Here is a 15,935-nt window from a genome sequence, read left to right as displayed (position 1 = left end):
AATTACATCTAAACTATGAAAAACAATAAAAATTAACAGATGAAAACGATACTACATAAAGCGGATAGCAGGGGGCATGCGAATCACGGTTGGCTGAATTCATTTCACAGCTTCAGTTTTGCCAATTATTACGACCCAAACCGAATGAATTTTGGGGCATTAAGGGTCTTAAATGACGATAACGTTGCTGCGGGACGTGGATTTGGAAAGCATCCCCATAGCAATATGGAAATTATCTCCATACCCCTGGAAGGCGATTTAAAGCATATGGACAACATGGGCAATTTCACGGTCATCAAGGAAGGTGATATTCAGGTAATGAGTGCAGGAACCGGCGTGGAACACAGTGAATTTAATAACAATATGGATTCGGTGGTCAAATTCCTTCAGATTTGGATTATTCCGAATAAAGAAAACGTGGAACCGAGACATGACCAAATTTCGCTATCCGATTTAAAAGTGAAGAATAAGCTTTATCAGATACTCTCTCCAAATCCAAAAGACCAAGGCGTATGGATCCATCAAAACGCTTGGTTCCATATGGGCGATTTTGAAAAAGGGCAATCGGAATCCTACTCTTTAAAATCCGAAGAAAACGGGGCCTATGTTTTTGTTTTGGAAGGAGAATTGAATATCGAGGACACAACACTGAATGCCAGGGACGGTTTCGGGATTTGGGACACCGATTCATTTGAGTTAAACGCTACCAAAAATGCCAAATTCCTGATAATGGAAGTACCTATGAATTTTTGAGCATGATTGCAAAATAGGAAGGGTAATAAAGGAAATCTCTTTGGAATAATTTTAGGTAAAAGCCTACAATCTTATGGCCATATTTATCTAAATTTAACTGATAATTTGTACCTTTTAGATCTTCAAAAACAACCTTTAGAATTGCAATTATTTTTCCAAAAAGTAAAGAGTGATTTTACTCAGGAATCTTCAACCAAAGATATCTTCAGCTACATTACGGTAATTTCCACCATAGGTTCTTTCCTTGTATTTTTGGTTACTTTATTTTTTTACTCGCGTACAGCGCAAATTATTACATTTCTAGCAACATTGGGTTTCGCGCTTGGTTTGGTATTGTATAGATTGGGAAAACCTTTTTTAACTTCTTTGTACATGACTACCTTACCCCCTCTAATGTTTGGGATAATAATTGTGTTGGTAGGAGGAAATTTTAACCAAGGATTGGGGATTGCAACTTCAACCTTTCTTAGTTTCATTGTTTTCCGTGATCATCCCAAGACAAGAAAGTTTATTATAGGTTTTGATTTGTTAATGTATATTGTACCTACCATTTACGTAAATATTTACGGGCCTTTATTGGGTACAATTAATTTGGCCTTTGATGAAATTATAGTATTCGTAGCCTGTCTATGTTGGTTATCTTTAACGTTTTACATGTATGACGAAAAAAAAACCAGATTTTATACAGAGGACCTAGAATTAAAAAATAAATATTTAAAGACCACAACTGATGAATTGTTAAAAATTCAAAATTATCTATCCTCACAAAATGGGGAAATGCAAAAATTAAACGATGAAATGGCACTCAAGACTAAACAGATGGAGGAATTTACATATTTGGTTACACACGATTTAAAAGCCCCCATAAACAATATCAACAGCATTGCTACTGAATTGGAGTCCATTTTAAAGAATTCCAATAATAAGATTATCTCCACTTATTTAAACTATCTCAAAACAAGTTCCTACAGAATGTCCAACATGGTTGACAACATTTTAGATCATGCCAAAATAGGAGGTTCGAAATTTAAAAATGATGTATCTCTTATTGATTTATTAAACAATATCCTTGAAGATTTTTCTGAGCGAATTAAAAGTTTGGAAGCACAGATAATTATTGGAAATCTGCCAATAATTAATTGTTATGATATTGAATTTAGACTGTTATTTCAAAACCTTTTGGACAATTCCTTGAAGTTTGTCCCTGAAAATAGAACCCCCCTTATACATATCGATTGTGAAGAATCAAATGGTTATTACGTCTTCAAAATTTCGGACAATGGTATTGGAATACCTGAAAACCAACGGTCAAATATTTTTGGCGCATTTCAAAGGATACCCACACAAAATGATTATGAGGGAACCGGACTTGGATTATATGGCTGCAAAAAAATAGTAGATCATCACGCAGGTCAAATTTGGATAACATCAGAACTTAATAAGGGTACCACATTTTTTATAAAGATTCCAATAGAATATGCTGCTCTTGATGAAAATATAAACTAAATCGACCCTACAAAATGAAATTACTTTTTTCAATTACTATTTCGGTATTAGCAATTTTTCCTCTTTTGGCCCAGGAAAAACCCTTAAAACTAGGTATAGCAGGACTGACCCACGGACATGTTGGATGGATTTTGGGTAGGGAACATCAATCAGATATCAACATGGTGGGCATCTTCGAGCAAAATACGGAATTGGCTCAAAGAATGTCAAAGCAGTACGGCTTCTCGATGGATATCGTCTTTGATAGTATGGAGGAAATGCTAAAAGCCACAAAACCGGATGCCGTTGCGGCCTTCGGCAACATAAAAGATCATCTGTCCGTAGTGGAAGCCTGTGCCCCAAAAGGGATTCACGTAATGGTAGAAAAACCTTTGGCCATAAGCTTGGAGGACGCCAAAAAAATGGAAGCCTTGGCCATAAAACATGGTATTCATTTGTTGACTAACTATGAAACGTCTTGGTATGAAACCAATTTTAAGGCAAAAAGCCTTTTAGAGGAAGGTACAATTGGCGGGCTTAGAAAAGCTATCATTAGGGACGGCCATAAGGGTCCCAAGAAAATTGGGGTTTCCAATGAGTTTTTTGAATGGTTGACGCACCCTGAGCTAAACGGTGGAGGTGCCATTATGGATTTTGGTTGCTATGGGGCGAATTTAATGACTTGGTTGATGAAAGGTAAAAAGCCGAATTCCGTCACGGCCGTTACCCAACAACTCCAATCCGAAAACAATCCAAATGTAGACGATGATGCCACCATTATTCTGACCTATGATACAGCCATGGCTATTTTGGAACCCTCATGGAATTGGCCCATTGGAAGAAAGGATATGGAACTCTACGGGGAAACGGGTGCCCTATATTCGGATAATGCCAATCAATTGCGAATTAGGCTTTCTACAGGCTACAGCAGCTACACGGAAGAAACTCTTTTTTTTAAGGACAGACCTATTCCCTATGATGACCCTTTTTCGGTATTTGCTGCCGTAATCAATGGAAGTTTGGTATTGGAGAAATATGGTCCGTATACCTTGGAAAATAACATGATCGCCATGGAGATATTACAGGCCTCCCTCGACAGTTCCAAGTCCGGAAAAACGATACATCTGGAGTAGCGTTCCTTTCTTCATTGTAACCCTGTTGAAAATTCTAAAATTATTAGGTAACTTTTAAGGAACATCTATTTAACACTATTATGAAATATACTATTACCCTATCGTGCTTATTGTTGGTTTTTTCCTTTGGCAGTGCCCAAAATTCAATGCTAGGTTTTTCCGAAAAAAGTGCCTCCGAACAACAGGCAATTGAAAAAGCCTTTGAAGAAAAACTCAATTCCTCCAATATTGACAATTGGATGCAGAAAATGGCCGCCGAACCCCATTGGGTAGGTACTAAATTTGGTGAGGAAAATGCCAAATGGATGCAGGATCAATTCAAGTCTTGGGGATATGATGCCAAAATTGAGACCTATCATATTCTTTTTCCTTATCCCACTGAGAGAGTGTTGGAGTTGACCGGTCCAACCCCTTACAAAGCAAAACTTACGGCAGTACCCGTAGAGGGCGACCCGTTTACTGACCAAGGTGATGCTCTGTTACCAAGTTACAATGCGTTTTCAACGGATGGTGACGTTGAAGGAGAACTCGTATTCGTGAATTATGGAATTCCCAAAGATTATGAAGAGCTTGAAAAATTGGGAATTAGCGTAAAGGGCAAAATCGTAATTGCCAAATATCAAGGAAGCTGGCGGGGCATAAAACCAAAATTGGCGGCTGAAAACGGGGCTATAGGATGCATTATTTATTCGGACCCACAAGATGATGGCTATGGACGTGGGGATGTATATCCAAAGGGTGCCTTCAAAAATAAGACAGGAGTACAGCGTGGTTCCGTAATGGACATGCCCACGTATCCGGGAGATGTTCTGACCCCGGGTTATGGCGCTACCAAAGATGCCAAAAGGCTAACGAAGGAGGAGGCCCCTACCATCACTAAAATTCCGGTGTTGCCCATTTCCTATGAAGACGCACAACCTTTATTGGAAGCTCTGGACGGGCCCGTTGCCCCGGAATCTTGGCGTGGTGGTTTGCCCATCACCTACCACATCGGGCCTGGAAAGGCCAAAGTACATTTGAAACTGAAGTTTGACTGGAAACTGGTTCCGGCACACAATGTCATTGCCACCATGAAGGGAACGGAATTTCCAGATCAATGGGTCGTACGTGGGAATCATCATGATGCTTGGGTACATGGTGCCAATGACCCTGTAAGTGGTATGGTAGCACTAATGGAAGAGGCGCGTGCCGTAGGGGAATTGGCAAAAAAAGGACAAAAACCGAAAAGGACTTTGGTTTATTGCGCTTGGGATGCCGAAGAACCGGGACTCATAGGTTCTACGGAATGGGTGGAAGATCATAAAAAAGAACTTCAGGAAAAAGTAGTAGCCTATATCAATACCGATGGGAACGGAAGAGGTTTTTTAGGGGTTGGGGGATCGCATTCCTTGCAAGCTATGGTTAGTGAAGTTGCAGGAGCCGTTAAAGATCCACAAACAAAGGTTTCCGTCAAAGAAAGAAGGATTGCAAGGAATATGGTCAATGGAGGAGACGATTCCTTTGAACTCTATGCCCTAGGTTCTGGGTCCGATTATACACCCTTCATCCAACATGCCGGTATCGCTTCACTGAATATAGGTTTTGGTGGAGAAAATGAAGGAGGCGAATACCACACTATTTACGACACCTATCCACACTACAAAAGATTTAAAGACCCCGAGTTTGCCTATGGAGTAGCCTTGGCAAATACAGCAGGAAGAATCACGTTACGACTTGCCAATGCGGATATTATTCCGTTGGATTTTACACAATGGCATAAAACGGTATCTGGTTATTTGGACGAAATCATGGAAGAAACCTCAAAAATGCGTTCGTCTGTTGAAAAACATAATAAACTGATAGACAGAAATGCTTTTTCATTGGCATTAGATCCCAGGGAAAATATAAAAGCCCCCGAACGAAAGGAACCCGTTCCCTATCTGGACTTTTCCCCTTTACAAAATGTAATTGGTGAACTTAAAGCTTCCATTGATACATACAATAAACTGGATTTGAGTAGTCTTCCAAAGGCTAAAAAGGACAAGCTCAATGCGATGTTGATGGATGCGGAGCACAAACTTTTGTCAAAGAAAGGATTGCCCAGAAGACCATGGTTCAAACATCAGATTTATGCACCTGGTTTCTATACCGGATACGGTGTCAAGACCCTTCCGGGTGTTCGGGAAGCAATCGAACAGAAGAATTGGTCCGAGGCGAGGGAACAAATAAAAGCGCTTAGCGAAACTTTAAGTAACTTTAATGAACACCTGAAGGAAATTATCAGTACTTTAAAATAATGGCTAGTTTATTCGTTTTTGGACGAAATCGGTCTAATATCAATATATTAAATTCTTAATGAACATGAAATCGGATTATATTAAAGTATTTGGTGGAAATGTCACTCAAAGCGATTGTGTGGAGCAATTGTTAAAGGAAAACGATATAAGTCCGATTGTTAAAAGCGAAAGTGAATCGGCTAGATTAGCCGGTTTTGGAACCCCCTTGCCCCATATCTCGGAAATTTTTGTCCATAAGGACGAGGAAGCGCAAGCTTTAACAATCATTTCCCAATTGAATTGGGACGAATAAAAGAAGGCCTCCGAAATGGAGGCCTTCTTTTATTTCTGGCTGATTGGTGTTAATTCGATAGCCCGAAATTCAACGGGACCATGGTCTCCTTGAATTAAGATGGGACCAGGTTCAGCTTCATGGTTATCCAAAGCGCCACCCGTCATACCTAGGATATTTTGTCCTTCAATAACGGTTTTTCCATTGGCCACAATGGTTACCCTTCTCCCTATCAAAGTGATATCAAAAGATTGCCATTCCCCAGCCTTCATTGCCGCATTTTCATTAGGGGCCAAAAGACCGTAGACGCCTCCAAAATAAATGGATGCTGGTGGTAATCCAATATTATCGGCAATTTGTACCTCATAACGTCCCCTTAAATATAGTCCACTATTACTTCCTTCAGGATATCTAAATTCCACATGCATCTTAAAATCCTTGAATTTTTCCTTGGAAACTAAATTCACCCCAGATTTGTCGCTGGTCAAGATACCATCCACAACTTTCCATTGGTTGCCATCCTTTATCTCCCAACCATCCAGGTTTTTTCCATTGAAGAGGTCGATTTTTTTGCCTAATTTATAATCATCGTAATAAGGCAGCTCAGGGGCCTTCTCCCCTACCCACGTATATGTCTTTCCATTGGTATAGACCATGGTTCCTTCCAGGCCCTCACCCACCATTTTAAATTGAAATTCCATATTGGATGCTCCAGGCTCCCATTGGGGCGGGATATCAAACTGAAAGATGTCCCCAAATTTTTTGACCTCGGCCACTGGTCTGGCGCTCCCAAAAGCATAGGTAAACCTACCAATTAGTGTATTATTCCCAGAATGCATGACCTCCAACCAACTTGGCAAATCTGTACCTTCTTGCGAGATGGTCAGGTTCCACCTACCTTCCAATGGATGGCCTTCTTGGCCGCAGACCATGAAAAAACAACTAAAAAGAATTTGGAAAAGTAATACTCTTGATTTCATACGTTTAAAATTGAATTAATAAATTGATTTTTAAACATTTCCAATTGTAGGGGTATTTAACTTGCTGTAACAAATCCCTCGATAAGGGTTTCATAAAGCGGTTCATTAAATTATAGTAAATGTAGTTTCAAATATAATCGATGTGCCGCGTATTGTATACATGGATACTAGGGAAAATTCATGTATTTAGGCAATAATCGGTACTTAAAATTTTAAATTTCAAATTTTAGCCTAGGCTAATTTATAAATCCAAATACTTTTTCCGTTAGTTTGAATTTGATAATTACTATTTTTAAGACTTCTAAATCCGTAAAGAATATCATGCGATTCGTAATTAACTCCCTGCTTTTACTATTCTTATTATTGATTATTTCCTGTAAAGACAAAAACCCCGTTGAGACACCTGTGGTGATTTATGAGGACAGTACGGCTATAGCTAAAAAAGTAGAATCCGCCCGAGCGGGGGTCTCCGCTATTGTAGCCGATGGACTAAAGTTAAGCCTATGGGCCACCGATTCTTTGGCACCCGATCCTATAGCAATGGATGTCGATAACGAGGGGAGAATATATATAACTAGGTCCAATAGGAACAAAAATTCCGAATTTGATATCCGCGGACATCGCGATTGGATGACAGCCTCCATTGGTTTGCAATCCGTTGAGGATAGAAGAGACTTTCTTAGAGAGACCTTTGCTCCGGAAAAAAGTAAGGAGAATCAATGGTTTCCAGATCTGAACAATGATTCTATTCATGATTGGCAGGACTTGGCTGTTCAAAAGGACGAGGTTTGGATGCTGGAAGATTCGGACGGTGATGGCATCGCGGACGTATCTACCCAGATTCTCAATGACTTCAATGATGAAATCAATGATGTTGCCGGGGCTCTTTTAGTTCGTGACGAGGATGTTTTTGTGGGCATTGGACCGGATATGTATCGCCTGAAGGATACCAATGGAGATAAAATCTTGGATGAAAAAACAAGTATAGCGACCGGCTTTGCGGTACATATTGGTTTTGGTGGACATGGTATGTCCGGGGCCACCCAAGGTCCCGATGGTAAAATATATTGGGGCATAGGCGATATTGGTGCGAACATCACTACTGTTGATGGGGTCAACCATAAATACCCCAATCAAGGGGTCATCGTACGTAGCAATCCAGATGGAAGTAATTTTGAGGTCTTTGCCCGTGGACTACGAAATACCCATGAATTTGTGTTTGATGCCTACGGAAATATTATTTCCTCCGATAATGATGGGGACCACAAGGGCGAGAGCGAGCGTTTGGTGCATATTGTAGAAGGGTCTGACGCTGGCTGGCGTGCCAACTGGCAATATGGGAAGTATACTGACCCGAACAATAATGGATACAATGTTTGGATGGACGAAAAATTATATGTTCCAAGATGGGAAGGACAAGCCGCTTACATCATTCCACCAATTCAAAATTTTCACAACGGTCCCACCGGAATGCTTTATAACCCGGGAACGGCCTTGGGAAAAAAATGGTTGGACAAATTCTTTTTGGTGGAGTTTGTAGGTGATCCCAGCAGGTCCCACATCTGGTCCTTTGATCTAAAACCGAAAGGGGCATCTTTTGAACTGGGTTCGGACGAATCCATTTTAACAGGAGTTTTGCCTACTGGTATCGCCTTTGGACCTGACGGAGCCTTGTATCTGGCCGATTGGATCAATGGATGGGGGTCCAAAGATTTTGGTAGGGTTTGGAAATTGGATGTTACGGAAACGGAAAACGATTTGGAACAACAACGTTTGGAGACCCAAAAGCTGATGACCCATAATTATAAAGATGATGACACTGAAAACCTCATCAAGTTATTAAGTTATGAGGATATGCGTATCAGGTTAAAGGCCCAGTTTGAACTTGCAAATAGGACATTTTGGGGATATCGGGCCTTGGAAAAGGCCATCGTGGAAGAAGAAAACCAGTTCGCCAAGATACATGCCATTTGGGGTATTGGCCAAATTGCATCGGATAATCCAAAAAAAGCGGAACCATTAGTGCCATTGTTATCGGATAGCGATTCCGAGATTATTGCCCAAGTAGCCAAAGTATTGGGCGACGTTCGGTACCCCGATGCATCGGAAACATTAATAACATTGCTGAAACATGAGAACGATAGGGTTAAATTTTACGCGGCACAGGCATTGGGACGTTTGGCCTACGAACCTGCCATAGAGCCTTTAATCCAAATGCTTGCCGTCAATGATGACCAAGACCTCTATTTGAGGCATGCTGCGGTTCTTGCCCTTTCCAGAATAGGCAAGGTAGAGCCAATGGTTGCTTTGGCAAGCCATGAAGATAGAAGTCTCCGTTTGGCGGCCGTATTGGTACTGAGAAAACTTCAGAGTCCGGAAATAAGCGTATTCCTTTCAGATCCGGACACCTATATTGTTACGGAAGTGGCCAGGGCCATCAACGATGATTGGTCTATAGAAGCTGCCTTGCCGGATCTTGCTGCACTACTGAGAAACGAAAAGTACAAATCTGAACCCTTGTTGAGAAGGGCCATCAATGCGGCGTTGCGTGTGGGAAGTGATGAGGCCTTACAGGACCTGATTGATTTTGCAAAAAGAGAGACCGTTTCCAATGTTTTAAGGGGCGAGGCGCTATCGGCCTTAAGTACATGGAACAAACCTTCTGTTTTAGACCGGGTCGATGGTAGGTATAGGGGCGAAATCATCAGGGATAGCAGTCAGTTAAAAAACCGATTGGAGCAGGAAATCCCCGTTTTTCTGGAGCAAAAAAATCCTGAAATCCTTATTGGAGTGTCAAAAGCTTTAAGTGCCGTAGGTATCGATAGCTATAATGACAAACTCTTCAACATTTTCAGGAATAGTAAAAATGCGGAAGTTAGGGCCGCCGTTTTATCGGCCTTGGGAAATCTGGACTACGGAAGAATGGAAGTGGCCATGTCCTTGGGCATGAAAGATGCCAACGAGGAAGTGAGAACCGCGGCTGTGGGTTTATTGGCCCAATTAAACCTTCCCAAAGAAAAACTTCCAACCTTGGTCGACCCCATATTTCAAAATGGGTCCACAAGGGAACAACAAAGTATGTTGAATGTATTGGGTGATCTACCCAAGGATAAAACCAATGCCATCTTGAACAGCCTCATTGACAAAGCGAGTAAAAATAGGTTGGGACAAGATATCATCCTCGATTTAATGGAGTCTGTAGCGGCAACCGAAGATTCTGTTTTAATCGCCAAAATGGACAAGCTGAATGACGCGGGCTACACGGCCGATTCATATTTAGAGACTTTGTACGGAGGCAATAGATGGAACGGAAGGGATGTTTTTAATAGTAACCCAACGGCCCAGTGTGTGCGCTGTCATGCAGTAAACGGCTCGGGAGGAGAGGTAGGTCCCCCGCTGGATAATATCGCGAATATTTTGACGCGTGAACAAATTTTGGAAGCCCTTATTGAACCCAGTGCTAGATTGGCACCAGGATATGGCACCGTAAACCTCACCCTAACCGATGGACAAATGGTCTCCGGCGTACCTTTGGAAGAAAACAGCAAAGAACTGCTGTTGCGTACTTCTGAAGCGGAACCTATGCGCGTTCCTAAAGGAAGAATAAAAAAGAGGGAGAACTCGGTTTCCGCCATGCCTCCCATGGGCAGAATGATTACAAGAAGGGAACTTAGGGATTTAATGGAGTACTTGGGTAGTTTGAAACAACAAGATAAAGGAGCTTAAAGAAATATGATTCATTTAAAAAGTCAAACATCTTAGGCAACCTTTTACTATAATCGCATCTTCTGATTAAAGAAGGTTATGAACTCGCATTTTATTAAGAAATTGGGATTTGCCATGCTATGCATGCTATTCGTTAATTGTAATCTAAACGAGGACCCCGTAGCATGTCCATCGCCTTTAACTGGAGATTTGTTGGAAACGGAAGGGACGCTTGTAGGTACCTGGAAAATCAGCGCAATAACGGCAGACACAGAGGTGGATATTAGCAATGATTCCCAAGACAATCCAAGCACGGATATTTACAACCAATCCAGCGATTGTTCCAAAGATGCATTTTACACATTCAATCAGAATAGGACATATACTTATAACACCGGTACTCAAACGGATGGCTGCACAAAGAGTACAACATCCGGGACTTGGCAATTGAGTCAAAACGAGCTTTTGCTGGTTGTATCCTGTGGTTCAAATGTTTATGATGTCACCTTTAACGAGGATGATTCACAATTTTCATATACCCTTTCCCTGGACGTTCAGGAAGTAAACGGTGTACTGACCGGTGCAAGAATTACATTTACATTTTCAAAGGAAGAAGAAAATTAAACCAGTTATCAATTTCCTAAAATGAAAATTATTTCCCGGTGCAAAAAAGTGTTAGACAATCCCTGTATTGACACATGATTTCCTCCACAATTTGCTTAGCTGGTTTTATTTCATGGATAATCGATGAAACCTGACCTATTTCTAGTTCGCCTTCTTCCAAGTCACCTTCGAACATTCCATTTTTGGCCCTGCCCCTGCCTAAAAGACTTTTGAGTTCTTCAAATGAGGCATCCCTATCGTAGGCGGCTTGCACTTCCAAGTAAAATTTATTTTTTAAAAGTCGCACAGGAGTCAATTCCTTCAAGGTCAACTGGGTGTCCCCTTCCTTGGCCTTTACAACCTCTTCCTTAAAACTTGAATGACTGGAAGCTTCTTCACTCGCTACAAACCTACTTCCAATTTGTACGCCATCGGCACCAAGAACCATGGCAGCGAGCATCCCCGCTCCGGTTGCAATTCCCCCAGCAGCAATAATCGGTATATGGATTTTCTCCTTAACCATGGGGATAAGTACGAAGGTCGTAGTTTCATCCCTTCCGTTGTGACCCCCCGCTTCAAAACCTTCGGCAACAATGGCATTGACTCCGGCCTCTTGGGCCTTTAATGCAAATTTTAAACTACTTACAACATGTACCACCGTTATTCCATTATCCTTTAGGTAGGAAGACCACGTTTTTGGGTTACCGGCGGAAGTAAAAACAATTTTAACCCCTTCTTCTACGATTATCTTGAAAATCTTGTCAATCTCCGGATATAACATAGGAACATTGACCCCAAAGGGCTTATTCGTTACCCTTTTACATTTTCTAATATGCTCTCTTAAAACTTCCGGATACATACTTCCTGCTCCAATTAGCCCCAATCCGCCGGCATTGGAAACCGCCGATGCCAATTTCCAGCCACTGGCCCATACCATTCCTGCCTGAATAATTGGGTATTTCACACGGAATAATTCTGTAATCCTATTCTGCATTGATTCAAATTTTGGATGTTGTGACTTTGGTAATCCCAATAACCTTTATGAAATAACCCCGGAACCTAGAAGCTCGTCATCCTGATACCAAGCTACAAATTGTCCTTCCGTTATGGCCGATTGCTCTTCCTCAAAATCCACGTACAATCCATTTTCAATTTTATAAAGAATGGCATTTTGAAGTTCTTGGCGATACCTGATCCTTGCCTTAACGGATAAGTTTTCTTCGGTTTTTAAGCGTAAATCCGGTCTGACCCAATGTATTTCCGACTCCTGAACGAACAAAGTTCTCCTGTAAAGTCCGGGGTGCGATTTTCCTTGTCCCGTGTAAATCACATTCTCGTCAACATCGGTTTCAATAACGAACAACGGCTCTTTGGTTCCCCCTACTTGTAGTCCTTTACGCTGACCTTTGGTAAAATAATGGGCCCCTTGGTGCTCCCCTACCACGTTACCATCCGCAAGGGTATACTGGGGCTTTTTTGCAAAAAACTCAAGTTCGGAAACCTTATCATCAAAGTGCGGTACAACCTGATTATATTTACTTTCTGTTGAGGCAACCTCTATAATTTTACCTTTTTTGGGTTTCAATTGTTGCTGCAAAAATTCGGGAAGGCGAACTTTTCCTATAAAACACAAACCTTGCGAGTCTTTTTTATCGGCCGTAATCAAATCCATTTTTGCGGCAATTTGCCGTACTTCGGGTTTGGTTAACTCACCAATGGGAAACAATGTCCTTGACAATTGTTCTTGGGAAAGTTGGCATAAAAAATAGGACTGATCCTTGTTTTTATCCTTGCCGGCCAAAAGCTGATAGGTTTCCGTACCATCGGGATTAACAAGGGTCCCTTTTCTGCAATAATGGCCCGTAGCTACATAATCCGCGCCTAACTCCATGGCAATTTTGAGAAAAACATCGAATTTGATTTCCCTATTGCAAAGTACATCAGGGTTAGGCGTGCGTCCCATTTCATATTCACGGAACATATAGTCCACAATTCTTTCCTTGTACTGTGCACTCAGGTCCACAGTTTGAAAAGGAATACCCAGTTTTTCAGCAACAATGAGCGCATCATTGCTATCCTCTAACCACGGGCATTCCTCAGAGATGGTTACGGAATCATCGTGCCAATTTTTCATAAAAAGCCCAATGACATCATAGCCTTGCTCCTTTAAAAGATAGGCTGCCACGCTGGAATCTACTCCCCCGGAAAGTCCAACTACAACTTTTTTCATACTGACCTGTTTGGCGTAACAAAAGTACAAAATTAGAATACCGGATTACAATTATAATAATTCTGGGAAGTATATTGAAATGTCTAAAAATGTTTATCCGAAAGCTGAAAAATATTGAAACCTATGCTATAAGAAGATTTTAAATCAAAGGTTTATGTTAAAGTTTAATAAAAAAATTTATTGATAAATCAGAAAAGAAGAAGCCAAAAACACCCCAAATTGTGTGCGTTCAAACCAAAAAAACAACCTAAACCAAGTTAATCACCAAGTCAAAATTAACAAATCTTTAATTTCAACAATAATATTTTGTTTAATTTTCTTGTCAAATAATTAAACAAAATTGACATGAAAACTTTTAAAACATTTATGAAGCCTGCCATTTTGCTCTTGATGGTGGCATTTTTCTTTTCTTGTAGTGACGACGATCAACCAAGTCCTATTATAATTGAAGACGACAACATTGTCGAAACTGCACAAGCAACAAGTTCCTTAAGTTCATTGGTTTCTGCCTTATCCAAAGCAGACGAAAGTTCCAATAATGATTTGATTACCACCTTGAGCAACGAGGACATTGATTTTACGGTATTGGCACCATCAAATGAAGCTTTTACGGACTTGTTGAATCGATTGGACGGATTTGATTCCCTTGATGATTTTAATAGCCAACAATTACAAGATTTATTGGCCACTATACTAACGTATCATGTGGTTTCAGGAGTTGCAGTTACTTCCGATCAGCTTCAAGAAGGTCAATCAATTACTACTGTCCAAGGTGAAAACTTAAGCGTAAGTTTAGTTGGAGGTGTTTCTTTTACAGACGCTGCTGGTGAAATGGCATCAGTTACTACTGCTGATATACAAACTGAAAATGGTGTCGTGCATATAATTGATAAGGTTCTAATACCCCAATCTGCTTTGGACGCGTTAAGTGACGTTTTATTAAGTTCCATTACAGATTTAGCAATCTCGGTACCAAACCTGAGCATTTTAGTGGATGCGCTATTGACCGCTAATGGTGATTTACCCGCTGTATTGGCCGATGGAGGTCCTTTTACCGTTTTTGCACCTACCAATGATGCTTTTGAAGCTTTCTTGACCGCAAACAATTTTGCCAGTCTTGACGACGTACCTGTTGAAGTTCTTACCCAAGTGTTATTAAACCATGTAGTTAATGGCACCAATTTATCTACAGATCTTACCACAGGTTATGTTTCTTCACTGTCAACAGCCGGGCCTAATGATAGTAACCTAAGCCTTTTCATAAATACGGAAGGTGGTGTTGAGATAAATGGGGTTGCAGAGGTAACCTCTGCGGATAACAAGGCGATTAATGGTGTAGTGCATATTGTAAATTCGGTCATTGGTCTACCAAATATAGTCGACCACGCAGTAGCAAATCCAAACCTATCTTCATTAGTAGGAGCTCTTACCACAGATGAAAATACAACTTTTACCGACTTGCTTTCCGATTCTGAAACAGATTATACTATTTTTGCACCTTTAAATACGGCATTTGGCAGCTTTATGAATCCAGATGGCAATGATTTAAATGCAATATTATCCAATCATGTAATTTCAGGAACAGCAGCAACTTCCGGAAGCTTGACCAATATGTATGTGAATAGTTTAGCTACCAATGCGGATGGTGATAACTTAAGTCTGTATATAAATGTAGATGATGGTGTACGGATAAATGGTACAAGTACAGTTGCTGCAGCAGATATTGTAGCGACGAACGGAATAATACATGCCGTGGATACCGTCATAGATTTACCTACCGTAGTTACTTTCGCAACGGCCGACCCCAACTTTAGCTCGTTGGTAGGCGCACTTACCAGCGAAGGCCAACCTGATTTTGTATCTGTATTAAGTACCTCTGGTGAGGCACCGGCTCCTTTCACGGTCTTCGCGCCAGTGAACGATGCTTTTGCCGCACTATCAGAAGTACCAAGTGGAGATGTTTTAACAGCTGTTCTCAATCATCACGTTATTTCAGGAGGAAATATTGTTTCAAATGATTTGAGCGATGGATTGGTTTCTCCTGCAACTTTAGAGGGGGACACGCTAACTTTTAGTATTAATTCTGAAAACAATGTTACAATAATCGATGGTTCAGGCAATACTGATATTGGAATCATTGCGGTGGATGTACAAGCCTTCAATGGTGTCATTCATGCCATTAATAAAGTGATGATACCAAACACCAGTAATTAAACCAATTTATCAACGTTTATAAAGCCGCTTCATGCGGCTTTTTTAAATTTATAGGGTTTATAAATATGATAGCATTCCGATATAAATATCCAATGTGAACCGAAATAAAAGAATCCGTTCATTTTTAACATCAGCTTATTATTCATTAGCATACAAATAACCCTACTTGACAACCCTTTTTTTTTTTTAGAAAACTAATACGCCATATTTACATCCCCAAATCTTACCAAACCAAACCTTAATCAATGGCAAAAGCCTCTACTAAAATAGTAGAGGCTTTTCATT

At 40.7% G+C, this 15,935-nt stretch carries 11 protein-coding genes; 8 read left to right on the top strand and 3 right to left on the bottom strand.

The window, feature by feature from the left end:
* The first annotated feature begins 39 nt into the window (after window positions 1–39).
* The 5 genes from DZC72_RS16540 (at window position 40) to DZC72_RS16520 (ending at window position 5,939) form a co-directional block, all read left to right on the top strand.
* Entirely contained in the window at window positions 40–753 is a 714-nt protein-coding gene (locus tag DZC72_RS16540; RefSeq protein WP_125224036.1) for a pirin family protein, read from the top strand.
* Window positions 754–759: 6 nt separating this feature from the next.
* The gene (locus DZC72_RS16535; RefSeq protein ID WP_125224035.1) at window positions 760–2,259 is read left to right on the top strand and encodes a sensor histidine kinase; all 1,500 of its coding nucleotides are present in this window, start codon (window positions 760–762) and stop codon (window positions 2,257–2,259) included.
* A 14-nt stretch (window positions 2,260–2,273) separates the two neighbouring features.
* Window positions 2,274–3,371 carry a Gfo/Idh/MocA family protein gene (locus tag DZC72_RS16530; RefSeq protein WP_125224034.1) on the top strand — a complete coding sequence of 366 codons (1,098 nt, stop codon included), beginning with the start codon at window positions 2,274–2,276 and terminating at the stop codon, window positions 3,369–3,371.
* 80 nt (window positions 3,372–3,451) lie between these two features.
* Window positions 3,452–5,647 carry a transferrin receptor-like dimerization domain-containing protein gene (locus tag DZC72_RS16525; protein WP_125224033.1) on the top strand — a complete coding sequence of 732 codons (2,196 nt, stop codon included), beginning with the start codon at window positions 3,452–3,454 and terminating at the stop codon, window positions 5,645–5,647.
* A 64-nt stretch (window positions 5,648–5,711) separates the two neighbouring features.
* Window positions 5,712–5,939, top strand: coding sequence for a putative signal transducing protein (locus DZC72_RS16520; RefSeq protein WP_243641769.1), 228 nt, complete (start codon window positions 5,712–5,714; stop codon window positions 5,937–5,939).
* Between the two features lie 29 nt (window positions 5,940–5,968).
* Here the strand turns inward: DZC72_RS16520 and DZC72_RS16515 are convergent, their stop codons facing one another.
* Window positions 5,969–6,898, bottom strand: coding sequence for a 3-keto-disaccharide hydrolase (locus DZC72_RS16515; RefSeq protein WP_125224031.1), 930 nt, complete (start codon window positions 6,896–6,898; stop codon window positions 5,969–5,971).
* Window positions 6,899–7,219: 321 nt separating this feature from the next.
* Here DZC72_RS16515 and DZC72_RS16510 point away from each other — a divergent pair, with 321 nt between their 5' ends.
* Both DZC72_RS16510 and DZC72_RS16505 read left to right on the top strand, forming a co-directional pair.
* Window positions 7,220–10,624, top strand: coding sequence for a HEAT repeat domain-containing protein (locus tag DZC72_RS16510; RefSeq protein ID WP_125224030.1), 3,405 nt, complete (start codon window positions 7,220–7,222; stop codon window positions 10,622–10,624).
* Window positions 10,625–10,702: 78 nt separating this feature from the next.
* Complete coding sequence (locus DZC72_RS16505; protein WP_125224029.1) at window positions 10,703–11,227, top strand: DUF5004 domain-containing protein; 525 nt, start codon at window positions 10,703–10,705, stop codon at window positions 11,225–11,227.
* Between the two features lie 28 nt (window positions 11,228–11,255).
* On the opposite strand, the gene DZC72_RS16500 is transcribed toward DZC72_RS16505, so the two are convergent.
* Together DZC72_RS16500 and mnmA are read right to left on the bottom strand one after the other, a co-directional pair.
* Window positions 11,256–12,200, bottom strand: coding sequence for an NAD(P)H-dependent flavin oxidoreductase (locus tag DZC72_RS16500; protein ID WP_125224028.1), 945 nt, complete (start codon window positions 12,198–12,200; stop codon window positions 11,256–11,258).
* A 45-nt stretch (window positions 12,201–12,245) separates the two neighbouring features.
* On the bottom strand, window positions 12,246–13,436 hold the full coding sequence (mnmA, locus tag DZC72_RS16495; RefSeq protein ID WP_125224027.1) for a tRNA 2-thiouridine(34) synthase MnmA: 1,191 nt from the start codon (window positions 13,434–13,436) through the stop codon (window positions 12,246–12,248).
* Between the two features lie 345 nt (window positions 13,437–13,781).
* Between mnmA and DZC72_RS16490 the strand changes: the two genes are divergently transcribed.
* Complete coding sequence (locus DZC72_RS16490; protein WP_243641768.1) at window positions 13,782–15,650, top strand: fasciclin domain-containing protein; 1,869 nt, start codon at window positions 13,782–13,784, stop codon at window positions 15,648–15,650.
* Window positions 15,651–15,935 lie beyond the last annotated feature (285 nt).

The organism is Maribacter algicola (assembly GCF_003933245.1).
Lineage (GTDB): Bacteria > Bacteroidota > Bacteroidia > Flavobacteriales > Flavobacteriaceae > Maribacter > Maribacter algicola.
The sequence above is the reverse complement of the archived record's forward strand: the minus strand, read 5'-3'. Positions and strand labels throughout refer to the sequence as shown.

Coding starts and splice junctions, on each gene's coding strand:
- DZC72_RS16540 (WP_125224036.1), top strand. CDS start 40: ATGAAAACGATACTACATAAAGCGGATAGCAGGGGGCATGCGAATCAC.
- DZC72_RS16530 (WP_125224034.1), top strand. CDS start 2,274: ATGAAATTACTTTTTTCAATTACTATTTCGGTATTAGCAATTTTTCCT.
- DZC72_RS16525 (WP_125224033.1), top strand. CDS start 3,452: ATGAAATATACTATTACCCTATCGTGCTTATTGTTGGTTTTTTCCTTT.
- DZC72_RS16520 (WP_243641769.1), top strand. CDS start 5,712: ATGAAATCGGATTATATTAAAGTATTTGGTGGAAATGTCACTCAAAGC.
- DZC72_RS16515 (WP_125224031.1), bottom strand. CDS start 6,898: ATGAAATCAAGAGTATTACTTTTCCAAATTCTTTTTAGTTGTTTTTTC.
- DZC72_RS16510 (WP_125224030.1), top strand. CDS start 7,220: ATGCGATTCGTAATTAACTCCCTGCTTTTACTATTCTTATTATTGATT.
- DZC72_RS16505 (WP_125224029.1), top strand. CDS start 10,703: ATGAACTCGCATTTTATTAAGAAATTGGGATTTGCCATGCTATGCATG.
- DZC72_RS16500 (WP_125224028.1), bottom strand. CDS start 12,200: ATGCAGAATAGGATTACAGAATTATTCCGTGTGAAATACCCAATTATT.
- mnmA (WP_125224027.1), bottom strand. CDS start 13,436: ATGAAAAAAGTTGTAGTTGGACTTTCCGGGGGAGTAGATTCCAGCGTG.
- DZC72_RS16490 (WP_243641768.1), top strand. CDS start 13,782: ATGAAAACTTTTAAAACATTTATGAAGCCTGCCATTTTGCTCTTGATG.